The 21,413-nt window shown below is 68.5% G+C and carries 23 protein-coding genes; 13 read left to right on the top strand and 10 right to left on the bottom strand.

All coding sequences use genetic code 11. The annotated features are described in order from the left end of the window. Positions 1-9 precede the first annotated feature (9 nt). The 9 genes from KF892_22475 to KF892_22435 all read left to right on the top strand — a co-directional run bounded on the left by KF892_22475 (position 10) and on the right by KF892_22435 (position 8,103). Entirely contained in the window at positions 10-768 is a 759-nt protein-coding gene (locus KF892_22475) for a DUF1275 domain-containing protein (GenBank protein MBX3627791.1), read from the top strand. An 11-nt stretch (positions 769-779) separates the two neighbouring features. After that, complete coding sequence (locus tag KF892_22470) at positions 780-2,447, top strand: STAS domain-containing protein (protein MBX3627790.1); 1,668 nt, start codon at positions 780-782, stop codon at positions 2,445-2,447. A 35-nt stretch (positions 2,448-2,482) separates the two neighbouring features. After that, positions 2,483-3,154, top strand: a complete 672-nt coding sequence (locus KF892_22465) for a hypothetical protein (GenBank protein ID MBX3627789.1) — start codon at positions 2,483-2,485, stop codon at positions 3,152-3,154. Between the two features lie 72 nt (positions 3,155-3,226). Further along, on the top strand, positions 3,227-3,433 hold the full coding sequence (locus KF892_22460; protein ID MBX3627788.1) for a DUF3460 family protein: 207 nt from the start codon (positions 3,227-3,229) through the stop codon (positions 3,431-3,433). 92 nt (positions 3,434-3,525) lie between these two features. Further along, a complete protein-coding gene (locus KF892_22455; GenBank protein MBX3627787.1) occupies positions 3,526-4,371 on the top strand; it encodes a segregation/condensation protein A in 846 nt (281 codons plus the stop codon). 79 nt (positions 4,372-4,450) lie between these two features. Next, entirely contained in the window at positions 4,451-5,449 is a 999-nt protein-coding gene (bioB, locus tag KF892_22450) for a biotin synthase BioB (GenBank protein MBX3627786.1), read from the top strand. Then, entirely contained in the window at positions 5,446-6,306 is an 861-nt protein-coding gene (panB, locus tag KF892_22445; protein MBX3627785.1) for a 3-methyl-2-oxobutanoate hydroxymethyltransferase, read from the top strand. Before bioB ends, panB begins: the two co-directional genes overlap by 4 nt. Before the next feature lie 21 nt (positions 6,307-6,327). Beyond that, positions 6,328-7,161, top strand: coding sequence for a pantoate--beta-alanine ligase (gene panC, locus KF892_22440; protein MBX3627784.1), 834 nt, complete (start codon positions 6,328-6,330; stop codon positions 7,159-7,161). 84 nt (positions 7,162-7,245) lie between these two features. Further along, complete coding sequence (locus tag KF892_22435) at positions 7,246-8,103, top strand: class I SAM-dependent methyltransferase (GenBank protein ID MBX3627783.1); 858 nt, start codon at positions 7,246-7,248, stop codon at positions 8,101-8,103. Here KF892_22435 and modC read toward each other — a convergent pair. From modC to KF892_22395, 8 genes are all read right to left on the bottom strand, one after another. Further along, positions 8,089-9,183 carry a molybdenum ABC transporter ATP-binding protein gene (gene modC / locus KF892_22430; GenBank protein ID MBX3627782.1) on the bottom strand — a complete coding sequence of 365 codons (1,095 nt, stop codon included), beginning with the start codon at positions 9,181-9,183 and terminating at the stop codon, positions 8,089-8,091. The genes KF892_22435 and modC overlap by 15 nt on opposite strands. Beyond that, on the bottom strand, positions 9,180-9,866 hold the full coding sequence (modB, locus tag KF892_22425) for a molybdate ABC transporter permease subunit (protein MBX3627781.1): 687 nt from the start codon (positions 9,864-9,866) through the stop codon (positions 9,180-9,182). The genes modC and modB overlap by 4 nt, the downstream gene beginning before the upstream one ends. After that, the gene (gene modA / locus KF892_22420; GenBank protein ID MBX3627780.1) at positions 9,863-10,612 is read right to left on the bottom strand and encodes a molybdate ABC transporter substrate-binding protein; all 750 of its coding nucleotides are present in this window, start codon (positions 10,610-10,612) and stop codon (positions 9,863-9,865) included. The genes modB and modA overlap by 4 nt, the downstream gene beginning before the upstream one ends. 13 nt (positions 10,613-10,625) lie before the next feature. Then, positions 10,626-11,450 (bottom strand): TOBE domain-containing protein, encoded by an 825-nt coding sequence (locus tag KF892_22415; protein ID MBX3627779.1) that lies wholly within the window; start codon positions 11,448-11,450, stop codon positions 10,626-10,628. Between the two features lie 63 nt (positions 11,451-11,513). Further along, positions 11,514-13,298 carry a hybrid sensor histidine kinase/response regulator gene (locus KF892_22410; protein MBX3627778.1) on the bottom strand — a complete coding sequence of 595 codons (1,785 nt, stop codon included), beginning with the start codon at positions 13,296-13,298 and terminating at the stop codon, positions 11,514-11,516. Between the two features lie 108 nt (positions 13,299-13,406). Further along, positions 13,407-14,153 (bottom strand): response regulator transcription factor, encoded by a 747-nt coding sequence (locus KF892_22405; GenBank protein MBX3627777.1) that lies wholly within the window; start codon positions 14,151-14,153, stop codon positions 13,407-13,409. Between the two features lie 123 nt (positions 14,154-14,276). Beyond that, positions 14,277-14,729 carry a MaoC family dehydratase gene (locus KF892_22400; GenBank protein MBX3627776.1) on the bottom strand — a complete coding sequence of 151 codons (453 nt, stop codon included), beginning with the start codon at positions 14,727-14,729 and terminating at the stop codon, positions 14,277-14,279. Beyond that, on the bottom strand, positions 14,726-15,343 hold the full coding sequence (locus KF892_22395) for a ParA family protein (protein MBX3627775.1): 618 nt from the start codon (positions 15,341-15,343) through the stop codon (positions 14,726-14,728). The genes KF892_22400 and KF892_22395 overlap by 4 nt, the downstream gene beginning before the upstream one ends. A gap of 135 nt (positions 15,344-15,478) precedes the next feature. Here KF892_22395 and KF892_22390 point away from each other — a divergent pair, with 135 nt between their 5' ends. Genes KF892_22390 through KF892_22380 form a run of 3 tightly spaced genes read left to right on the top strand, consistent with a single transcriptional unit; the run spans position 15,479 to position 18,935 of the window. Beyond that, the gene (locus KF892_22390) at positions 15,479-16,114 is read left to right on the top strand and encodes an NAD(P)H-dependent oxidoreductase (protein MBX3627774.1); all 636 of its coding nucleotides are present in this window, start codon (positions 15,479-15,481) and stop codon (positions 16,112-16,114) included. Next, positions 16,114-17,967: a glutathione-regulated potassium-efflux system protein KefC gene (gene kefC / locus KF892_22385; protein MBX3627773.1), complete on the top strand. Its 1,854-nt coding sequence runs from the start codon at positions 16,114-16,116 to the stop codon at positions 17,965-17,967. Before KF892_22390 ends, kefC begins: the two co-directional genes overlap by 1 nt. Then, on the top strand, positions 17,964-18,935 hold the full coding sequence (locus tag KF892_22380) for a succinylglutamate desuccinylase/aspartoacylase family protein (GenBank protein ID MBX3627772.1): 972 nt from the start codon (positions 17,964-17,966) through the stop codon (positions 18,933-18,935). The genes kefC and KF892_22380 overlap by 4 nt, the downstream gene beginning before the upstream one ends. Positions 18,936-18,938: 3 nt before the next feature. Here the strand turns inward: KF892_22380 and KF892_22375 are convergent, their stop codons facing one another. After that, on the bottom strand, positions 18,939-20,093 hold the full coding sequence (locus tag KF892_22375; protein MBX3627771.1) for an iron-containing alcohol dehydrogenase: 1,155 nt from the start codon (positions 20,091-20,093) through the stop codon (positions 18,939-18,941). A 111-nt stretch (positions 20,094-20,204) separates the two neighbouring features. Between KF892_22375 and KF892_22370 the strand changes: the two genes are divergently transcribed. Then, complete coding sequence (locus KF892_22370) at positions 20,205-20,636, top strand: DUF1841 family protein (protein ID MBX3627770.1); 432 nt, start codon at positions 20,205-20,207, stop codon at positions 20,634-20,636. A gap of 6 nt (positions 20,637-20,642) precedes the next feature. On the opposite strand, the gene KF892_22365 is transcribed toward KF892_22370, so the two are convergent. Continuing rightward, a complete protein-coding gene (locus KF892_22365; GenBank protein MBX3627769.1) occupies positions 20,643-21,398 on the bottom strand; it encodes a sulfite exporter TauE/SafE family protein in 756 nt (251 codons plus the stop codon). Between the last annotated feature and the right edge of the window lie 15 nt (positions 21,399-21,413).

Here is a 21,413-nt window from a genome sequence, read left to right as displayed (position 1 = left end):
CCCCCACCCATGCTGCCCTTCATCCGAGGCTGGACCGATGTGCAGCGCACGCCGCGGACCAACCGACGGCTGGGGGCGACACTGGCGTTCGTGGCCGGTGCGGCCAATGCCGGCGGGTTCCTCGCCGTCGGCCAGTACACCTCGCACATGACCGGCGTGATGTCGTCGCTGGCCGACCACCTGGCGCTCGGCCAATTCCTCCTGGCCGGCGCTGCGCTGGCCGCACTGCTCACCTTCACCGCGGGCGCCATGAGCACGGCCCTGCTCGTCAACTGGGCGCAGCGCCGCCAGCTGCACAGCAGCTACAGCCTGCCGCTATTGCTCGAGGCCAGCTTGCTGATGATCTTCGGCGTGATGGGCGCAAGCCTCGGCCTGCACTCGGCCCTGCTGCTGCCGGCCACCGTGCTGCTGCTCTGCTTCACGATGGGGCTGCAGAACGCCGTCATCACCAAGATCTCGCGCGCCGAGATCCGCACCACCCACGTGACGGGCCTCGTCACCGACCTCGGCATCGAACTCGGCAAGCTCGTCTACGTGAACCGCAACGCCCAACTCGGGCAGGTGCGCGCCAACCGCGAACGGCTGCGCACGCACGGGCTGCTGGTGGCCTGCTTCTTCGTCGGCGGTGTGCTGGGCGCGCTCGGCTTCAAGTGGGTGGGCTACGTCACCACCGTGCCGCTTGCCGCGCTGCTCGTGCTCCTGAGCCTGCGCCCGCTGTGGCGTGACGTGCAGGCCCGCCTGGCGCCCCCCGGGAACGCCGCACCGTGAAGCGCCCCGGCATCGACCTCGCCGCCTTCCGGCCCCGGATCGTCGATGCCTTGAAGGGCTACGACCGCCGCCGCTTCCTCGGCGACGTGGGGGCGGGCGTGACGGTGGGCGTGGTCGCGCTGCCGCTCGCGATGGCGTTTGCCATCGCCTCCGGCGTGAAGCCCGAGCAGGGCCTCTTCACCGCCATCATCGGCGGCCTGCTCGTGGCAGCGCTCGGTGGCTCGAGCGTGCAGATCGGCGGGCCGGCCGGCGCGTTCATCGTGATCGTCTACGGCATCGTGCAGCGCTATGGCCTCACCAACCTGCTGATCGCGACCGCGCTCGCCGGCGTGCTGATGTTCACGCTCGGGCTCTTCAAGCTCGGGGCGCTGGTGCGCTACATCCCGGTCACCATCGTCATCGGCTTCACCAACGGCATCGCGGTGCTGATCGCCTTCTCGCAGATCAAGGACCTGCTCGGCCTCTCGGTCGCCAAGCTGCCGAGCGACTTCTTCTCGCAGGTCCACCTGCTGGCCACCCACCTGCACACGCTGAACCTGCACGCGCTCGGGCTGGGCGCGGCCACCGTGGCCATGCTCTTCTTCTGGCCTCGGCTCTTCAGCCCTGGGTCGCTGCTGCCCTCTCACTTGCTGGAAGGGCACACGCTGCGCAGCGCCTCGCGCGTGCCGGGGCCCATCGTCGCGCTGGTGGTACTGTCGGCGCTCGCGTGGTGGCTCCAGATGCCGGTGGAGACCATCGGCTCGCGCTTCGGCGGTATTCCGCAAAGCCTGCCGTCGCTGGAGCTGCCGCCCTTCAGCTGGCAGAGCGCCAAGGAACTCGTCATTCCCACCCTCACCATCGCGCTGTTGGGGGGCGTGGAGTCGCTGCTGTGTGCGCGCATCGCCGACAACCTCACCGACCCGCCACGCCACGATCCCAACCAGGAGCTGATGGCCCAGGGCGTCGCCAACTTCGTCGTGCCCTTCTTCGGCGGCATCCCGGTCACCGGCACCATCGCCCGCACCGTCACCAACATCCGCGCCGGTGCCAGGACGCCCATCGCCGGCATCGTGCACTCGCTCACGCTGCTGCTGATCGTGCTGCTGGCGGCGCCGCTCGCGATGAACGTGCCGCTCGCGGTGCTGGCGGGCATCGTGCTCTTCGCCGCCTGGAACATGGGCGAGTGGCACGAGTTCGCGCGCCTGCGCCGCTTCAGCGTGCCCTACCGCACGGTGTTGCTGGGCACCTTCCTGCTGACGGTGATCTTCGACCTCACGGTGGCGGTACAGGTGGGCCTGATCATGGCCTGCGGCTTCTTCATCTACCGCATGAGCAGCCTCTTCCGCACCGACCTGGCCCCCGACAGTCCGCCGGGCGTGCAGGTCTACCGCCTGTACGGCACGCTCTTCTTCGGCGCCGTCGGCAAGATCGAGACGATCGCCCAGCAGCTGCCGCCCGGCACGCACGCCGTGGTGCTGGAGATGCACCAGCTCGTGTCCATCGACAACTCCGGCCTCGACGCCCTGATGCAGCTGCACAAGGCACTGGCGCGGCAAGGCGTGCGCCTCATCCTGTGCGACCTGAACGAGCAGCCACGCGAACTGGTGCGCCGAGCCGGATTCGACGCCGAGCTGGGGCTGGAGAACATCACCACCCACCTTGGGGGGGCCCTGTCACGCGCCATGCCACCGGGTCGCTGAGCTATCCTGCCCGGCCGGGAGAAAGCAGCACCATCATGAGTTTCCTGAACGACCTCAAGCGCCAGGCCGACGCGCTCAAGACACAAAGCACCGAAGACGCCGCCCTGCTCGCACGCAACGCCACGCTGGTGGAAGCGGCGTGCAAGACCGTCTGGCAATACTGGCTCGACCTCGCCCAGCAGCTCAACGTGCTGCAACCCACGCCCCCCATCCGCTTTTCGCTGGACAAGGTGACCGCACTCGACAACCTCAAGCGATGCGATTTCCAGGTCGACGCCCGGCGCAAGCAGCACCGCGACCAGGAGGTCTACGACCACCTCGTGATCCACGCCGTGCAGAAGACCGGCCGCACGCTGACCATGAGGAAAGACTTCCCGCCCGAGATCGAACGCCTGGAATCGCGCCTGCGCCAAGCCGGCATCACGCCCGACACGAAGTGGGTGCGCAACGAAGCCAACGGCCGGCTCGAAGAAGTGATCTTCAACTTCAAGGCCGATCTCACCTTCATGGCCCGCGTCCTGCCCGACCATGACCAAGGTGTGCTGCGCTTCCAGCTCAACAACTTCGACAGCCTGGAGACGGTGACGGCCGAGTTCCCGGCACGCGAGGTTGGCTCCGATCTGCTTGACCAGCTCGCCCGCTGGATGGTGGGGCATTCCAACGACTTCCTGCGGCGCGCGAGCCAGGTCAAGCGGGTGGAAGCCTGACCGCCGGCCGGCTCATCCCGAGCGCTTAAAATCCCGGCTTCACTCCGGCGCCGCCCTGGCGCCCCGACCGCCATGCCGCTGTTCTGGAAGCCGTACAAGTCCGAGATCACCTCGTTCATCGAGGAACTGAAGGCCAAGCGCCCGACGCTCGAAGAGGAGCAGCGCCGCGGCCGCGCCCTGCTGTGGGACAAGCCCATCGACCGCGAGGCGCAGGCCGAGTACCGCGACGCCCGCGTGCCGCAGCAGCCCTACGTGTACCAGAACAACACGAAGCGCTAAGGATGACGGCCCCCGCGTCGCTCCGCTCCTGCCCCCCGAGGGGGCGCAGCCCGGCTTCGGGCGGCCGGGCGCCGGGCTGAGGCGTTCATCGCATGGATTCCGAGGTGATGGCGCCCGACGAGGCGCCTGATGCAGCAGCGGTTCCGCAGGTGGTGGACCACATCGCCGTGGCGCGCCTGTACGGCGAGCCGCTCTTCCAGCTGCCGCAGGACCTCTACATCCCGCCCGATGCGCTGGAGGTCTTCCTCGAAGCCTTCGAAGGCCCGCTCGACCTGCTGCTGTACCTGATCCGCAAACAGAACTTCAACATCCTCGACATCCCGCTGGCCAGCGTCACGCGCCAGTACCTCGCCTACGTCGACCAGATCCGCAAGACCAACCTCGAGCTGGCCAGCGAATACCTGCTGATGGCGGCGATGCTCATCGAGATCAAGTCGCGCATGCTGCTGCCGCCGAAGAAGGTGGCCGAAGGCGAAGAACCCGAAGACCCGCGTGCCGAGCTGGTGCGCCGCCTGCTCGAGTACGAGCAGATCAAGCTCGCCGCCGCACGGCTCGACGCGCTGCCGGTGCTGGGCCGCGATTTCCTGCGGGCGCAGGTGGTGATCGAGCAGTCGCTCACGCCGCGCTTCCCCGACGTCAACGCCGACGAGCTGCGCGCCGCCTGGCAAGACATACTGAAGCGCGCCAAGCTCAACCAGCACCACACCATCACCCGCGAGCAGCTCTCGGTGCGCGAGCACATGAGCATCGTGCTGCGCCGCCTGCAAGGCCGCCGTTTCGCCCTCTTCGAAGACCTCTTCGAGCTGAACCGCGGGCCACAGGTGCTGGTGGTCACCTTCATCGCCATGCTCGAACTGGCACGCGAGCACCTGCTCGAAGTCACCCAGGCCGAAGCCTTCGCGCCCATCTACGTCCGCCTGGCCTACCAGCCTGCCTGACCGCGGCTGCTGCACAGCACCATCTGCTGGACGCATCTGGTTAGACTGCCCGCCGTATTCATCTCTCGGGAACCCTCGCATGCAAGAAACCGCTGTCCGCGTCCACCCTCGCAAGCCGGCTGAATCGGCAACCGCTCCCGCGGCTGCCAGCCGCTGGTCCGTGGCCGAGATCGAGGCGCTCTTCAACCTGCCCTTCACCGAGCTGATGCACCGCGCGCAGACGGTTCACCGCGAGCATTTCGACCCCACCGAGGTGCAGCTGTCCACCCTGCTGTCGATCAAGACCGGCGGCTGCCCCGAAGACTGCAGCTACTGCCCCCAGGCCGCACGCTATGACACCGGCGTCGAAGCCAGCAAGGTCATGGATTGCGACGCGGTGCTCGACGCGGCCAAGCGCGCCCAAGCGGCCGGCGCCACCCGTTTCTGCATGGGCGCCGCCTGGCGCTCGCCGAAAGACCGCGACATCGAGAAAGTGGCCGAGCTCGTGAGCGCCGTGAAGTCGCTGGGCCTGGAGACCTGCGCCACGCTCGGCATGCTGGAAGACGGCCACGCCGAGACGCTGCAACAGGCCGGCCTCGACTACTACAACCACAACATCGACACCGCCCCCGACAAGTACGGCGACATCATCAGCACCCGCCAGTTCCAGGACCGGCTCGACACCCTGCAGCGCGTGCGCGGCGCCGGCGTGAAGGTGTGCTGCGGCGGCATCGTCGGCATGGGCGAGACGCGCACCCAGCGCGCCGCGCTCGTCGCCGAGTTGGCCAACATGGACCCTTACCCCGAGTCGGTGCCCATCAACAACCTCGTGCAGGTGCCCGGCACGCCGCTCCACGGCAGCGAGAAGCTCGACCCGCTCGAATTCGTGCGCACGATCGCGGTCGCGCGCATCACCATGCCGCAGTCGCGCGTGCGCCTGTCGGCCGGCCGCCAACAGCTCGGCGAAGCGGTGCAGGCGCTGTGCTTCCTGGCCGGTGCCAATTCCATCTTCTACGGCGACAAGCTCCTGACCACCGGCAACCCCGACGTGCAGGCCGACCAGGAACTGCTCGCCAAGCTTGGGATGACCACCTCATGACCACGGCCGAGCAGTCGCTTTACGGGGGAGGTGGATCTGGCAACAGCGCGCCGAAAGAGCGCAAGCCCGTCACGCTGCACCGCATTCGCGAGATGCAGGCTGCCGGTGAACCAATCACCATGCTCACCTGCTACGACGCAAGCTTCGCCAAGCTGCTCGACGCCGCGGGGGTCGACACCCTGCTGATCGGCGACTCGCTCGGCATGGTCCTGCAGGGCCGCAGCAGCACGCTGCCGGTGACGCTGGAAGAGACCGCGTACCACATCCGCAGCGTGCAGGCGGGCAACCGCAACGCCTTCGTGCTGGGCGATATGCCCTTCGGCAGCTACCAGGAGTCGAAAGAGCAGGCCATGCGCAGCGCCACCGTGCTGATGCAGGCGGGCGCGCAGATGGTCAAGCTCGAAGGCGGCGGCTGGACGGCCGAGACCGTGCGCTTCCTCGTCGAGCGTGGCGTGCCGGTGTGTGCGCACCTGGGCCTCACGCCGCAGTCGGTGCACGCGATCGGCGGCTACCGCATCCAGGGCAAGAGCGCCGATGGTGCCGCCACGCTGAAGCAGCACGCCAAGGAACTGTCGGACGCCGGGGCTGCGATGTGCGTGCTCGAACTCGTGCCGGCCGCCCTCGCGAAAGAGATCACCCAGAGCGTCGCGATGGCCACCATCGGCATCGGCGCCAGCAACGCCTGCTCGGGCCAGGTGCTGGTGCTGCACGACATGCTCAACGTCACGCAAGGCAAGCTGCCACGCTTCGTGCGCAACTTCATGGACGGCGCCCCAAGCATCAAGGCCGCCATCGAAGCCTACGTGGCGGCGGTGAAGTCGCGCACCTTCCCCGACGACACCGTGCACGGGTACTGAACGCACACCAACGGACACGCCATGAAGGTTCTCCACACCATCGCCGAGCTGCGCGCCGCGCTGCCGGGCCCGCAAGCGTGCGCTTTCGTGCCCACCATGGGCAACCTGCACGACGGCCACCTCGCGCTCGTGCGCCAGGCCAAGGCCCACGGCCTGCCGGTGGTCGCGAGCATCTTCGTCAACCGGCTGCAGTTCGCACCGCACGAAGACTTCGACCGCTACCCACGCACGCTGCAACGCGACGCCGAGTTGCTGAACGGCGCCGGTTGCGACCTCGTCTTCGCCCCCGACGAACGCGAGATGTACCCGCAGCCGCAGACCTTCAAGGTCCACCCCGACCCGGCGCTGGCCGACATCCTCGAAGGCCATTTCCGCCCCGGCTTCTTCGTCGGTGTGGCCACGGTGGTGATGAAGCTCTTCACCATCGTGCAGCCCAAGGTGGCCGTCTTCGGCAAGAAGGACTACCAGCAGCTGATGGTGATCCGCCGCATGGTGGATCAGTTTGCGTTGCCCATCACCATCGAAGGCGGCGAGACGCGCCGCTCCGACCATGGCCTCGCACTGTCGTCGCGCAACGGCTACCTGAGCGCCTCTGAGTTGAACGAAGCACTCGCCCTGTCGCAAGCGCTGAAGCAACTGGCCGCGGGCTACCGCGCCAACCCCGGCGCCCTTGCATCGCTGGAAGCCGACGCCAGCCGCCAACTCGCCGAACGCGGCTGGGCGCCCGACTACCTCACCGTGCGCCGGCGCAATGACTTGCAAGTGCCCACTGCCACAGACGCGCAGGGCCCGCTGGTCGTGCTGGGCGCCGCCAAGCTGGGCAGCACGCGCCTGATCGACAACCTGGAGTTCTGATCTCGGCGTTCTCCCGAACGGCAATCTTTCGTCGGTGCGCATAGAGTCGCGCGCAAACGAAGCCATGCCGCACGGGAGGGACACATGCCGGCGCTGATCGAGAGCTGCCCCAATCTGTGCCCCACCCCACTCGTGCCGTCGGGCCTGGTGGTGCCGGGGGGCGAGTTGAACCATTGCCAGGGCTGCGGCCAGCTGGTATCGGCCTGCGACGCGACCCACCTCCACGAGGCCAACAAGGAGTGGGACCGCTACGAGGGCACCTGGCCGTCCCCCAAGGACTACGCCCGTTTCCTGCGCCGCCGCAAGCGCGACTTCAAGCTCATCTCGAAAATGGTCGGCAAACCTTTCGCCGACATGCAGCTGCTCGACGTCGGCTGCTCCAACGGCGCGGTGGTCGCAGCCGCCCAGGACGTCGGCTTCAAGGCTGAGGGTGTGGACACTGCCCCGCTGGCCATCGCCGATGGCCAGAAGCGCGGCCTCAAGCTGCATTGCGGCTTCCTCGCCGACATCCAGTTCGAAGACGCCCGCTTCGATGCCATCACCCTCTACGAGGTGATCGAGCACGTGCCCGACTCCTACGCGCTCGTCGCCGAATGCGCCCGGCTGCTGAAGCCCGGTGGCGTGCTGCTCATCGGCACGGGCAACGCCGACAGCTGGACACGGGTGATCCGCAAGGGCCGATGGGACTTTCTCAACAGCCACGTGGGCCACGTGAATTTCTTTTCGCCCGGCTCGTTGAAGGTACTGGCACCGCGCGTGGGCCTGGGCGTCGCCCGTGTCGATACGCACTCGGTCAAGCTCAAGGAACAGGGCGAAACCCACAAGCTCGCCTACCGTCTCATCAAGCTCGGCACCGAGATGCTGAACCTGCCGGCCAGCCTGCTCAACAAGGGACACCAGATGGAGGTGTACCTGCAGAAGACCCGGTCAGCCGCGCGCTGACATCAGCGCCACGCCCTTCACCTGCGCCCACAGCGCATCGCCGGCCTCCAGCGCCAGCGCATCGCAACTCTTGTGCGTGATGCGCGCCAGCAGGTAAGCCGGCGCATCGTGGTGTGACTGCGCCGCCAGGCGCAGCCGCAGCATCACCGTGCCGCCATCGGCGTGCATCGACTCCAGCGTGACCGGCAACACATTGAGGATGCTGGTCTGCTGCGCTGGCTCACGTGTGACGCTCACGTCTCGCGCGAGGACGGCGGCACGCACGCTCTCGCCGAGCGCCGCGTGCGAGCCGCCGACCCACAGCGAAGCCCCCGCCACGCCCATGCGCATCATCTGGTAGCGGTCGTCGTGCTCCTCCACACGTGCATCAAGCACCACGCCCGCGTCGTCGCGCCGGGCCAGCGGCAGGTCGGCGCGTGACAGCAGCTCGTGGGTGGGCCCCGTCGCCAGCGCTCGCCCTTCGCGCAGCAGCACCAAGTGGTCGGCGAGGCGGGCCACTTCGTCCATCGCGTGGGTCACGTAGACGATGGGCATCGCGAGCTGGGTGTGCAGGCGTTCGAGGTAGGGGAGGATGTCGGCCTTGCGCTCGGCATCGAGCGCGGCCAGCGGCTCGTCCATCAGCAGCAGGCGTGGCTGGGTGGCCAGTGCGCGCGCGATCGCAACACGCTGGCGCTCGCCGCCCGACAGGGTGGCGGTGCCGCGCGCCATGAGCGCACCGATGCCCAGCAGGTCGACGGCCTGCTCGAGCGCCTCGTGCGAGCCGGCCTGGGCGCTGCGGCGCAGGCCGTAGTCGAGATTGCCCCGCACGCTGAGGTGCGGGAAAAGCGCCGCCTCCTGGATCACGTAGCCGATGGGGCGCCGGTGCGTGGGCACGAAGAGGCCGCGGCGGTCGTCTTGCCAGGGCTCGTCGCCGACCGTCACATGGCCGGCGGCGCGCTCCAGGCCCGCCAGCGCGCGAAGCAGCGTCGTCTTGCCGCAGCCCGAGGGGCCGAACACGGCGCTCACGCCGCGCGACGGCAGCTGCAGCGACACGTCGAGCGAAAAACCGACGCGGGCGAGGCGGAGCGAGAGGTCGATCACCGCGCCGCTCCCGCCTCGGCACGGCGCGGCCGGTTCACCCAGTAGAGCGTCACCAGCACGGTGAGCGCGAAGGCCACCATGGCGGCGGCCAGCCGGTGCGCGTCGGCGTACTCGGCCGCTTCCACGTGGTCGTAGATGGCGACCGACATCACCCGCGTCTGGCCCGGGATGTTGCCGCCCATCATCAGCACCACGCCGAACTCGCCCACCGTGTGCGCGAAACCCAGCACACTGGCGGTGATGAAGCCCGGTCTTGCGAGCGGCAAGGCCACGGTGAAGAAACGATCCCAGGGCCCCGCGCGCAGCGTGGCCGCGGCTTCGAGCGCACGCTCCGGCACCGCCTCGAAGGCCTGTTGCAGCGGCTGCACGACGAAGGGCATCGAGTACAGCACCGAGGCCACCACCAGCCCGGCAAAGGTGAAGGGCAGGCGGCCCAGGCCCAGTGCTTGTGTGAACTGCCCGACCGGCCCCTGCGGGCCCATCAACAGCAGCAGGTAGAAGCCCAGCACCGACGGCGGCAGCACGAGCGGCATCGCCACCAGCGCGGCCCACACCGGCTTGCTGCGCGAGCGTGTGCGCGCGAGCCACCATGCCACCGGCGTGCCCAGCACGAGCAACAGCAGCGTGGTGACGGCGGCCAGCTCGGCCGTCAGCCGGATCGCGCTCCAGTCGGCCGCGGTCATCGGTAGCCGTAGCCCTGGATCAACGCCTTGGCTTCGGCGCTGCGCAGGTAGGCGAGCAGGGCCTGCGCGGCAGCGCTGTCCTTGGCGCGATTGAGCAGCACGGCGTCCTGCCGGATCTCGCCATGCAGCGACGGCGGCACGAGCCAATACGAGCCCTGCACCGGCTTGCCCGGCACCTTCACCTGCGACCACGCCACGAAGCCGATCTCGGCGTTGCCGCTCACCACGAACTGGTAGGCCTGCGCGATGCTTTCGGCGGTGACGATGCGGCCCGCGACGGCCTCGCGCACACCCTGCGCCGCCAAGGTCTCAAGGGCCGCCTTGCCATAGGGCGCGAGCTTCGGGTTGGCGAGGGCCAGGTGCTTGTAGCGCGCCGTCTTCAACACCGCGCCCTGCTCGTCCACCACGCCGGGCTGTGCACTCCACAGCACCAGCTGCCCGACGGCATACGTGAACCGAGTGCCCGCCACCGCATGGCCCTCGTTCACGAGACGGCGCGGCGTTTCATCGTCGGCGGCCAGCAGCACATCGAAGGGCGCGCCCGCCACGATCTGGCTGTAGAACTTGCCCGTGGCGCCGCTCGTGAGCTTGAGCGTGTGGCCGGTGCGGGCGCTGAACCCTTCGGCAAGCTTCGCCATCGGGCCGGAAAAGTTGGCGGCCACCGCGACCGTCACCTCGCCGGCGTTCGCCGCCGATGGCAGCACGCACGCCAGGAGCATCGCGAGACGCCAGGTCACCTTCTTCATCCGCCGCGCCCCTTCAATCGATCACCGCCAGGATCACGCTCGACACCTTGAACACCGCCGCGGCACGCGCCCCTTCGCTCAGCCCCATCGTGCGCACCGACTCGGCCGTGACGACCGCCACGGCGCTGCGGCCTTGGCCGAGATCGAGCGTCACCTCGGCATTCACCGGCCCGTCGACGATGCGCGAGACCGTGCCCCAGAAACAATTGCGGGCGCTGAGGCGCAGGCTGTCGTCCGCCACCAGCATCACCGACGAAGCCTTGACCATCGCCACCACCTCGCATCCGACGGCGAGGCCCAGCAACTCGGCGGACTCCTGGGTCACGACGGCGGCGAGCTCCAGGCGGTCGTCGAGGCGGATCAGCACCTCCACATCCACCGGGCCGCAGCGCAGTGCGCTCACGCTGCCAGCGAACTGGTTGCGGGCGCTGCAGCGCAGCGCGAGGCGTCGCAGCAGGCGCTCGAAAGAGGCGGCATCGCCATCGGGTAACTGCGCGAGGAGCGTCGAAGCCCGGTCGAGCCCGCGCTGCGATTCGGCCTGCATCGCCCGGTAGAGCGCGACCACGCGCCGCCCGTGTTCGGTGAGGCGTGTGCCACCGCCCGCCTTGCCGCCGGTGCTGCGCTCGACCAGGGGCCGCTCGGCGAGGTTGTTCATCGCGTCGACCGCGTCCCACGCGGCCTTGTACGACAGCGGCACCTGCTTGGCGGCTTGGCTGATGGAGCCGTGTTCACCGATGGCTTCGAGCAGGCGCACCCGCGTGTCGCCCAGGTAGGCGCCTGCGTCGGTGCGGATGTCGAGCTGGCCGGTGAGGCGCGTTGGGGCGGGTGGGCGTGTCACGGGAGCGGGTCGTTATATACTCGCGAATATAGCGCTATGGCGCTACCGAAATCCCCGACCGGGTCAGCCGCCCGCGCGCACGCCCAGCTTGAACCCGATCATCGCCCGCAGCTTGTTGGGCACCACCGGCTTGATGAGCAGGTGGAAGTCATGCTCGGCCGCTTCGCCGTCGTGCTGGGTCATGGTCGAACCGGTGACCATGATGGCGGGCATGGCCTGGCCGAAGCGCGCGCGCAGGGCCTGGATCACCTCGATGCCCGTGTGACCCTGCTCCAGGCGGTAGTCGACGATCAGCAGGTCGGGGCGCTCGGTGACGGGGTCGGCGTGGAGCGCCCAGGCGCGGCTTTCCTGTGCCGTCTCGAACGAGGCCACGCGCGCACCCCAGCCGCGCAGCAGGACTTCCAGCCCACCGCGCACCGCCGGCTCGTCTTCCACCACCACGATGAAGCGGTGGTCGAGCGTGAGGCCGATGGGCAGCTTGCTGCGCACGTCGCTCGGCTCGCGCGCCCGCGGCGCCTTGCCCGGCGGCAGCGCGAACGAGAACACCGAGCCACGCCCCGGCACCGAGCGCAGCGTGAGCGGCGACTGCATGAGCGCGGCCAGGCGCTTCACGATCGCGAGACCCAGGCCCAGGCCTTTGCGCTGCTGCGGCGTGAGCGACTCGCTGTAGGGCACCTGGTAGAACTCTTCGAAGATGTGCTCCTGCTCACGCTCGCGGATGCCCACGCCGGTGTCCCACACCTGCAGCAGCAGCTGGCCGTTGCGGCGCCGGCAGCTCACGAGCACGGTGCCGTCGTTGGTGTAGCGGATGGCGTTGGAAACGAGGTTGCGCAGGATGCGCTCCACCAGCACCGGGTCGGCATAGAGGTTGTGCTGCGCCCCGCGGAAACGCAGCGCCAGGCCCTTCTCGAAAGCCACCGGCTCGAAGTGCAGGCGGAGCTTCCGGAAGATGTCGCCCACGTTGAAATGCTCGGGCGTGACGTCGACGCCGCCGGTGTCGATGCGGGTGATGTCGAGCAGTTCGGAGAAGAGGCCTTCGAGTGCATCGACCGAGCCGTTGATGCTGGCGACGAGCTGGGTCACCTCTTCGTCGTGGCTGCGCTGGCGCAAGGCCTCGGCGAAGAGGCCCATCGCATGCAGCGGCTGGCGCAGGTCGTGGCTGGCCGCAGCGAAGAACTGGGTCTTCGCGCGGTTGGCCACTTCGGCCTCCTGGCGTGCAGCCTCGGCCGCGGCCTTCTCGGCCCGCAGCTGCACCGTGAGCTGGTCGAGGCGCACCTTGATCTGCACCAGGCCCTCGTTGTTCTTGCGGTACAGGCGCGCCAGCATGATCGTGATGCCGAAGATCACGACCAGGTAGGCGGCCAGCATGAGATTGGGGGTGTCGCCCGGCAGCGCCACCCGCACCACCAGCGGCGTGAGGCACAAGGCGCAGAACTCGAAGAAGGTGTTGTGCTGCGGCGAGAGGATCTGCATGCCCGCCATGCAGTAGCTGTAGATGGTGAGGATGAGCGTCAGCTGCTCGGCCGCACCGCCATAGGGGTAGAAGAACCAGGCCGCCATGCCCCACAGGCAGCCGGCCACGAGCGTGGTGGCACGCCAGGCCTGGTACCAGCGCAGCAGGGCTTCACGGTCGTTACCGCGGCGCTTCTTGAAGCCGCGGTACATGTACGAACGCGCCGCGCCCAGCGCCGCGAGCCCGATGAGCCAGGCCACCATGCCGGCCCTCGGCACGAGCGACCAGTACTGCGCGACGGTGACGAACACCCCGACGACCATCGCCACGGTGGTGATGGGCAGGTAAGCGTAGATGTCGCTTACCCGCTCGGCCGAGGCCAGGTCGTCGAGCATGGCGCGTGTCGCGGGGTCGAACCCCGCACCACCCGCCTGCGCATCGCCCATCGGCGCGGACTTTTCCGGGCTCGGGGCGAGTGGCATCTCAGTGGCGCCCGGCCGGCCTCAGGTGGTCTGGCCGTTGCGCAGCACGGAGAAGTCGCCGTGCTGCTGGATCATCTGGCTCACGGCCAGCACGGCCTGGGTGCGCGAGCTCACGTTGAGCGCCCGCAGCACCGCCGCGACGTGGTCTTTCACCGTCTCGACCGAGAGGCCCAGCTCGCGGGCGATCAGCTTGTTGGGGTGGCCCTTGAGCAGCAGGGCCAGCACGTCGGTCTGGCGGGGGGTGAGCCCGAGCGAGGCGAGGCTCGGTTGCTTCTGGAAGCTGCCGTCGCTCGCCTCCTTGTTGACCACGTGCAGCGGGCCCGGGGCGGTGGGTGCGGCGTCGGTGCTGCGCCGGCCGGTGACGGCCGCCTCGCTCGACATGCTCATCGTCGGCACGTAGATGCCACCCGACATCACCACGTGCAGCGCCTCGAACAAAGTCTCGTTGGTCGCGCGCTTGGGCACGAAACCCATGGCGCCAAGGTCGATGGAGCGGATCACGTCGCTCACACGGTCGGAGGCCGAGACCACCACCACCGGCAGCGCCGGGTAGCCGGAGCGGAACTCGGTGAGAAGGTCGAAGCCGTTTTCGTCGCCCAGCTGCAGGTCGAGCAGCACGAGGTCGAAATCGTCGTCTCGCTGCAGCGCTTCACGCGCCGCGCGGCCACTGCCGGCCCCCACCACGTTGACGTGGTCGCCCAGGCCCTTGATGACCGTTTGCAGCGCCGACAGGATCAGCGGGTGGTCATCGACCAGCAGCACCTTCATGGTTCCCCCCCGGGAGTTTTTTGCAGCCGGCATCGTATGCGAGCGGTGGGGGGCGCCCACACCCTCAGAATGGGGACAACATGGGCCACGGCCTGGGCGGAGTGGCCGCTTCAGGCCAAAAGTTCACGCATAACGCCGGGCCAGGGACTCGGCCACGCAGACCGGCTTGTCGGAGCCTTCGCGCTCCATCGTGCATTCGACCGTCATCTGCGCGCCGCCTTCGAGCGGGATGTACTCGATCAGCTTGAAGCGACCGCGCACCTTGCTGCCGGCCGGCACGGGCGACGGGAAGCGCACCTTGTTGAGGCCGTAGTTGACGCCCATGCGCGTCTCGGTCACGCGAAAGGCCTTGGCCGTCATCTCGGGCAAGAGGCTCAGCGTGAGGAAGCCGTGGGCAATCGTCGTGCCGAAGGGGCCGCTCTTGGCGCGCTCGGGGTCGATGTGGATCCACTGGTGGTCGCCGGTCGCTTCGGCGAACTTGTTGATCTGCTCCTGCGTGATCGTCATCCACTCGCTCACGCCCAGCTCCTGGCCGACGAGGGGTTGCAGGTCAGAGATCTTGTCGAACGTTCTCATGCATTGATCCAGGTGATGAGGGGTTGCCATTGCGCCAGGTCGCGCTCGACCCGGCTGGGCGCCACGTCCCACAGCGTGAGGCCACGTGCGGCGAGGTGGACGTAGTTTTGAGTGTCGCGCAGGAAGGTGACGACGGGCGTCTCCAAGGTGCCAAGGAAGCTGCGCAGCTGGTCGGCCGAGATCGTGCCCTCGCGGATGCGCATGCCGACCACGCCCACGTCGACCTTGTCGCTGCGGCGGTTCTTCAGCAGCTCGCGGATGAAGTCGTGCGTGGCGTGGATGTCGAAGATGCTGGGCTGCAGCGGCACGATCACCTTGTCGGCGATCTTCATCACCTGCTCCAGCCGCTTGCCGTGAAGGCCGGCCGGCGTGTCGAGCACCACGTGCGTCGTGCCCTTGGGCGGGCGCACGATCTCGTCTTGCGCCACGTCCCAGCCCGTGATCTGGGGCAAACCCTCGGGCCTCAGCTTGAGCCAGGTGCGGGCCGACTGCTGCCGGTCCACGTCGCCCAGCATCACCGCATGCCCCTGGTGGGCCAGCAGCCCCGCGATGTTGGTGGACAAGGTGCTCTTGCCTACACCGCCCTTCGGATTGGCGACCACGATCACCGGCATGCGCTTTCCCCTTGATGTGCCCTTGGCGAGCCCTTGATGGTGGCGCGGAACCTGCAGCCCCGCACCGCAGACGCTGTTTGCGGTTATGTTAACGGGCGCTTCCTTGCGCCCTTCTCAAGACTTACCCACCATTTCATGGCCGATGCGACAGACATCCTCGTGATCAGCGCCCACCCACAGATGGAGCTGTCGCGCGTGAACCGGCGCCTGCACGAGGCCGCCGGCACTGCCCAACGCGCCCATGTGCGCGACCTCTACGCGCTCTACCCCGACTACCTCATCGACGTGGCCGCCGAACAGGCCGCGCTCGCCGCCGCGCAGCTCGTGGTGTGGCTCCACCCCATCCATTGGTACCACATGCCGCCGCTCATGAAGCTCTGGGTCGACGAGGTCTTCGCCTACGGCTGGGCCTACGGGCCGGGCGGCACGGCGCTGCAGGGCAAGGACCTCTGGCTCGTCACGAGCACCGGCGGGCCGGAAGACTCTTACCACCCGACCGGCTACAACCGCTACCACTTCGACGCCTTCCTGCCGCCCTACGAGCAGACCGCCTCGCTGTGCGGCATGCGCTTCCTGCCCCCCATGGTGCTGCACGGCGCACACCGCACCAGCCCCGGCGAGCTGGACCACCAGGCCGACACGCTCGTCGACCGCCTCGCGAGCTACCCGAACTGGCCCGAACTCGAAGGGCTGGAGCAATGCCTCGCCTGCGAGGTGCCGCCCTCGGCACGCCCCGCGAGCGTGGCGCCGCAGCCGGTGGAGGCTGCCTGATGGAACACGGCGGTTGGCTCACCGGCAGCCTGATCTACCTCGCGGCCGCAGTGCTGGCCGTGCCCATCGCGAAGAAGCTCGGGCTCGGCTCCATCATCGGCTACCTCGCTGCGGGCATCGCGATCGGGCCCTGGGGCTTGCGCCTCGTGACCGACCCGCAGGACATGCTGCACTTCGCCGAGTTTGGCGTGGTGCTGATGCTCTTCCTCGTCGGCCTGGAGCTGGAGCCGCGCCGGCTCTGGTCGCTGCGCAAGCCCATCTTCGGCTGGGGCAGCGTGCAGCTCTTCGGCTCGGCCGCGCTCTTGTTCGCCGTGGCCGCGGCCGCCGGCGTCACGTGGCAGATCGCACTGGTGGCCGCGCTGGGCCTGGGCATGTCCTCGACCGCCATCGGCCTGGGCGTGCTGGCCGAGCGCAACCTCATGGCCACCACCGGCGGGCAAAGCCTCCTGAGCGTGGCGCTGCTGCAAGACATCGCGGCCATCCCCATCCTCGCGCTCGTGCCCTTGCTGGCGGCCAGCACCGGCCACACCGATGGCAACGCCTGGCTCGGCGCGCTCAAGGCCGTGGGCGTGATCGCCACCATCGTGCTCGGCGGCCGTTTGCTGCTGCGCCCCGCCCTGCGCTGGATCGCCCGCAGCGACACCCCCGAGATCTTCACCGCCGCGTCGTTGCTGCTCGTGGTGGCCACCGCTGCGCTGATGCAGGTGGTGGGCTTGTCGATGGCCCTCGGCGCCTTCCTGGCCGGTGTGCTGTTGGCCGAGAGCGAATACCGCCGCGAGTTGGAGACCGACATCGAGCCCTTCAAGGGCCTGCTGCTCGGGCTCTTTTTCATCGCGGTGGGCATGAGCATCGACTTCATGGTCGTGATGCAGCAGCCGTTCTTGATCGCCGCCATCGTGCTCGCGTTCCTGGTGCTGAAGGCAGGCGTGCTCTGGGGCATGGGGCGTGCGATGCCACTGCCCAAACCGGAGCGGCCGGTGTTCATCATCCTGCTGGCGCAGGGTGGCGAGTTCGGCTTCGTGGTGTTCCAGACGGCCGCGCAAGCCAAGGTCATCGATGACCCGACCTCCTCGCTGCTCGTCGCCGCGGTAGCCATCTCGATGCTGCTCACGCCACTGCTGCTGGTGGCTGCCGACAAGTGGTGGATTCCACTGCTCGCCAAGCACAAACAGCAGGCGCAGATGGACGAGATCCACGAGCCTCAACACGCGCCGGTGATCATCGCGGGCTTCGGCCGCTACGGGCAGATCGTCGGCCGGCTCATCTTCGCCAACGGCATCTCGGCCACCGTGCTCGACCACGACGCCGAGCAGGTCGAAGGCGTGCGCCGCTTCGGCTGGCCGGCCTTCTATGGCGACGCGACCCGGCTCGACCTGATGCGCACCGCCGGGGCCGACCAGGCCCACGTGCTGGTGGTCGCCATCGACGACGTGGAGCAGAGCCTCAAGGTCGTCGACATGGCTCGGGAGCATTTCCCGCACCTGCACATCGTGGCCCGCGCGCGCAACGTGACGCACTACTACGGCCTGCGTGAGCGCGGCGTGACGCTGATCGAACGCGAGACGCTCGACTCGGCGCTGATGAGCGGGCGCAGCGTGCTCGAACTCCTCGGCTGGCAGCCGCACCAGGCGCGCAACCTCGCACTGCGTTTCCGCAAGCACAGCATCGAGCTGCTCGAAGAGATGCGCCAGCACCGCGAGAACGAAGACCAGCTCATCGCCGTGGCCAAACAGGGGCGCCAACAATTGGAGCAACTCTGGGCCAAGGAGCGCGAAGAAGCGCAGACGCGCAAGCGCACCGGCAGCTGGAGCCCGGACGCGTCGACGACGCCCGGCGAAGGAATCACCCCATGAACCAGAACACCCTGCGCACCCACAGCTTCCGCGCGCTGCAACCCGGCAAGCGCCTGATCGTGCTCGGCGCCGTGCACGGCAACGAAACCTGCGGCACCCGCGCCATCGAGCGCATCCTGCCCGAGTTCGACAGCGGCACGCTGAAGCTCGTGCGCGGCAGCGTCACCTTCGTGCCCGTCACCAACCCGCTCGCCTACTCGAAGGGCCAGCGTGCCGGCGACCGCAACCTCAACCGCAACCTGCGCCCCAACGCGCAGCCGCAGGACTACGAAGACCGCATCGCCAACGCGCTGTGCCCGCTGCTCGCCGAGCACGAGGTGCTGCTGGACCTGCACTCCTTCCACACCGGCGGCGAGCCCTTCGCGATGATCGGCCCGGCCGACAACAGCGGCCCGCTCGAACCCTTCTCGCACGCCGCCGAAGAAGAAGCGTTGGCGCTGCGCCTCGGCCCACGCCGCATCGTCGAAGGCTGGCTCGACACCTATGCCGCGGGCGTGAAGAACCGCCTGCAGCGCAGCGCCCCGAGCGAGCGGGCGCAGATGCTCAGCACCGACCCGAGCTACGGCGTGGGCACCACCGAATACATGCGCACGCAGGGCGGCTACGCGATCACGCTCGAATGCGGGCAACACCAGGACCCGAAGGCGCCCGAGGTGGGCTACCGCGCGATCCGCGCCACGCTCGCGCAGCTCGGCCTGGTCGACGAAGCGCCGCCACCGGCGCGCACCGACATCGAGTTCCTGCGCTTGGCCGAGGTGACCGACCTGCACGACCCGGCCGATCGTTTCGCCAAGGCCTGGGCCAGCTACGACCCGCTGCGCGCTGGCGAGCTGATCGGCACACGGGCCGACAGCACCGAGGTGCGCGCGCCGGCCGATGGCTTCATCGTGTTCCCGAACCCCGCGGCCCTCCCGGGCAACGAGTGGTTCTATTTCGCGCAGCGGAGCACACGCCCGCTGCGCCCATAGGCCTCAATAGGCTGCTTCGAAGATCGCTTCGATTTCGGGCTGCGTGAACTTGCGCGGGTTGGTCGCGCCCGAGCCGTCCTTCATCGCGTTCACAGCCATCAGCGCAAAGTCTTCGCGCTTCACGCCCAGCTCCGACAGCTTGGCCGGAATGCCAACCGCACGCGCCAGATCGTGCATCGCCTTCACCGCCGCATGGGCGGCGGCCTCGACGCTCATGTCGATGGTGTTGACCCCAAGTGCGCGGCCTACCTCGGCCAGGCGCGGCGCGCAGGCGCTCACGTTGGCGGCTTCCACGTGCGGCAGCAGCAGCGCGTTGCACACACCGTGCGGCAGGTTGTACTGGCCACCCAGCTGGTGCGCCATCGCGTGCACGTAGCCGAGGAAGGCGTTGTTGAAGGCCATGCCGGCGAGGAACTGCGCCGCGGTCATGTTCTCGCGGGCTTCGATGTCTTCCTTGCCATTCGACACTGCACGCGGCAGGTACTGGCCGATCAGCTTGATGGCGTGCAGCGCGCAGGCATCGGTCACCGGCGTGGCGAGCTTCGACACATAGGCTTCGACGGCGTGCGTCAGCGCGTCCATGCCAGTGGCGGCCGTCAGCGAGGGCGGCATGCCGCGCATCAGCTCGGGGTCGTTGACCGAGATCAGCGGGGCAAGCTGGCGGTCGACGATGTTCATCTTGAGATGCTTGGTCTCTTCGGTGATCACCGCGAAGCGCGTGATCTCGCTGGCGGTGCCGGCGGTGGTGTTGATCGCGATCAGCGCGAGCGGCGCCTTCTTCACCTTGTCGGCGCCGCGGTAGTCCATCACCTCGCCGCCGTTGGTGGCCAGCACGGCGATCACCTTCGCGCAGTCGTGCGGCGAGCCGCCGCCGAGCGAGATGATGCAGTCGGCCCCGGCCTGCTGCTGCGCGGCGAGGCCCGCGTTCACGTTCGACACCGTCGGGTTGGGCTGCACGCCGTCGAACACCGTCACCGCCACGCCCCGCTCGCGCAGCAGCGAGGCCACCTTCTCGGTGACGCCGAGGGCGGTGAGCGGCGCGTCGGTGACGATCAGCGCGTGCTTGTAGCCGCGCGATTGCACGAGGCTCATCGCGTCGGGCAGGCAGCCGGCGCCCATGATGTTTTCGGCGGTCATGAGGAATTGGCGGGTGGGCATGGGGGTTCCTTGTGTTTTGAGGGAAGGCGGGAGAGCGAAGCCCACCATTTTCCCTGAAAGTGCACGATCGTGCGAATACCCGATTGCAGGGGACGCGTGACAATCCCCCGCATGTTTGCGCCCTCTCAACACGACGTGCGCCGCTTCTTCTGCGAAGCCTTTCGCAAGCGGCGCGAGCAGCTCCCCCTGACCCCGATGGAAACGGTGGCGGCCGACTGGATAGCCCAGCACCCCGAGTACCACGCCGAACTCGACAACGTGGAAGAAGCGGTGGCCCGCAACTACGCGGTGGAGAGCGGCCGCACCAACCCCTTCCTGCACCTGTCGATGCACCTGTCGATCAGCGAGCAGGTGAGCATCGACCAGCCGCACGGCATCAAGCAGGCCTACGAGCTGCTCGCTGCCAGGCTCGGCTCGGCGCACGACGCGCAGCACGAGGTGATGGAATGCCTGGGCAAGATGATGTGGGAGTCGCAGCGCAGCGGCCGGCCGCCCGACGGGCATGCCTACATCGACTGCGTGCGCCGGCGCGCAACGCGCTGAGGCCGCTCAGCGCAAACCGTCGTACAGCAGCTTCGCGCCCGCGAGGAACATGCCGGTGTAGGCCAGCCGGTAAAACCACGCCGGGTCGATGCGCCGCGTGAGCGCCACGCCCAGCCACACGCCGAGGGGGGCGAGCGGCATCAGCACCAGCGAAGTCGCGAGGTTGCGCGTGTCGAAGAGGCCCAGCCACGCATACGGCACGCACTTCGTCAGGTTCACCACCGCGAAGAAGACGGCCACCGTGGCCGCCATCGTGATCGGCGGCAGCCGCAGGGGCAGCACGTAAGCGCTGATCGGCGGGCCGCCTGCGTGGGAGACGAAGCTCGTGAAGCCCGAGGCCATGCCGAGCAGGAAGCCCAAGGGCTTCGACGGCACCGCCGCTTCGGCCTTGGGTGGGAAGAAGAGCCGCTGCGCCAGGAAGAGCAGCGTCAGCGCGCCCACCACCGCCGACACCGTCTTGCCCGAGAGCACGCCGAAGAGCGCGGTGCCCACGCCAATGCCGATCAGGCCCGCGGGCAGCAGCAGCCGCAGCAGCGCGCGGTCTTGCTGGCGCCACAGCTGCTGCAGGCCGGTCGCGTCCATCACCAGCAGCAAGGGCAGCATGATGGCCGCCGCCTGCGGCACAGGCACCGAGAGCGCCATGAGCGGCACGGCCAGCGCACCGAAGCCGCTCAGGAAGCCGCTCTTGGCCAGGCCCGTGAGCAGCACCGCCGGGATCGCGACCAGGTAGAAGCCGGGGTCGGTGATGAGGTCGAGGCTCACGGTCGTGTCGGGTTG

This window comes from Rhizobacter sp. (assembly GCA_019635355.1).
Lineage (GTDB): Bacteria > Pseudomonadota > Gammaproteobacteria > Burkholderiales > Burkholderiaceae_C > Rhizobacter.
Note: the sequence above shows the minus strand (reverse complement) of the source record. Positions and strands in the feature narration are given on the sequence as shown.

What these genes read in the sequence shown, in the direction of transcription:
- KF892_22395 (MBX3627775.1), bottom strand. Translation starts at nt 15,343, where the DNA reads ATGCCGGTGATCGTGGTCGCCAATCCGAAGGGCGGTGTAGGCAAGAGC.
- KF892_22390 (MBX3627774.1), top strand. Translation starts at nt 15,479, where the DNA reads ATGGCCGATGCGACAGACATCCTCGTGATCAGCGCCCACCCACAGATG.
- kefC (MBX3627773.1), top strand. Translation starts at nt 16,114, where the DNA reads ATGGAACACGGCGGTTGGCTCACCGGCAGCCTGATCTACCTCGCGGCC.
- KF892_22410 (MBX3627778.1), bottom strand. Translation starts at nt 13,298, where the DNA reads ATGCTCGACGACCTGGCCTCGGCCGAGCGGGTAAGCGACATCTACGCT.
- KF892_22370 (MBX3627770.1), top strand. Translation starts at nt 20,205, where the DNA reads ATGTTTGCGCCCTCTCAACACGACGTGCGCCGCTTCTTCTGCGAAGCC.
- KF892_22460 (MBX3627788.1), top strand. Translation starts at nt 3,227, where the DNA reads ATGCCGCTGTTCTGGAAGCCGTACAAGTCCGAGATCACCTCGTTCATC.
- KF892_22435 (MBX3627783.1), top strand. Translation starts at nt 7,246, where the DNA reads ATGCCGGCGCTGATCGAGAGCTGCCCCAATCTGTGCCCCACCCCACTC.
- KF892_22405 (MBX3627777.1), bottom strand. Translation starts at nt 14,153, where the DNA reads ATGAAGGTGCTGCTGGTCGATGACCACCCGCTGATCCTGTCGGCGCTG.
- KF892_22400 (MBX3627776.1), bottom strand. Translation starts at nt 14,729, where the DNA reads ATGAGAACGTTCGACAAGATCTCTGACCTGCAACCCCTCGTCGGCCAG.
- bioB (MBX3627786.1), top strand. Translation starts at nt 4,451, where the DNA reads ATGCAAGAAACCGCTGTCCGCGTCCACCCTCGCAAGCCGGCTGAATCG.
- modB (MBX3627781.1), bottom strand. Translation starts at nt 9,866, where the DNA reads ATGACCGCGGCCGACTGGAGCGCGATCCGGCTGACGGCCGAGCTGGCC.
- KF892_22465 (MBX3627789.1), top strand. Translation starts at nt 2,483, where the DNA reads ATGAGTTTCCTGAACGACCTCAAGCGCCAGGCCGACGCGCTCAAGACA.
- modA (MBX3627780.1), bottom strand. Translation starts at nt 10,612, where the DNA reads ATGAAGAAGGTGACCTGGCGTCTCGCGATGCTCCTGGCGTGCGTGCTG.
- KF892_22380 (MBX3627772.1), top strand. Translation starts at nt 17,964, where the DNA reads ATGAACCAGAACACCCTGCGCACCCACAGCTTCCGCGCGCTGCAACCC.
- panB (MBX3627785.1), top strand. Translation starts at nt 5,446, where the DNA reads ATGACCACGGCCGAGCAGTCGCTTTACGGGGGAGGTGGATCTGGCAAC.
- KF892_22375 (MBX3627771.1), bottom strand. Translation starts at nt 20,093, where the DNA reads ATGCCCACCCGCCAATTCCTCATGACCGCCGAAAACATCATGGGCGCC.
- KF892_22455 (MBX3627787.1), top strand. Translation starts at nt 3,526, where the DNA reads ATGGATTCCGAGGTGATGGCGCCCGACGAGGCGCCTGATGCAGCAGCG.
- KF892_22475 (MBX3627791.1), top strand. Translation starts at nt 10, where the DNA reads ATGCTGCCCTTCATCCGAGGCTGGACCGATGTGCAGCGCACGCCGCGG.
- panC (MBX3627784.1), top strand. Translation starts at nt 6,328, where the DNA reads ATGAAGGTTCTCCACACCATCGCCGAGCTGCGCGCCGCGCTGCCGGGC.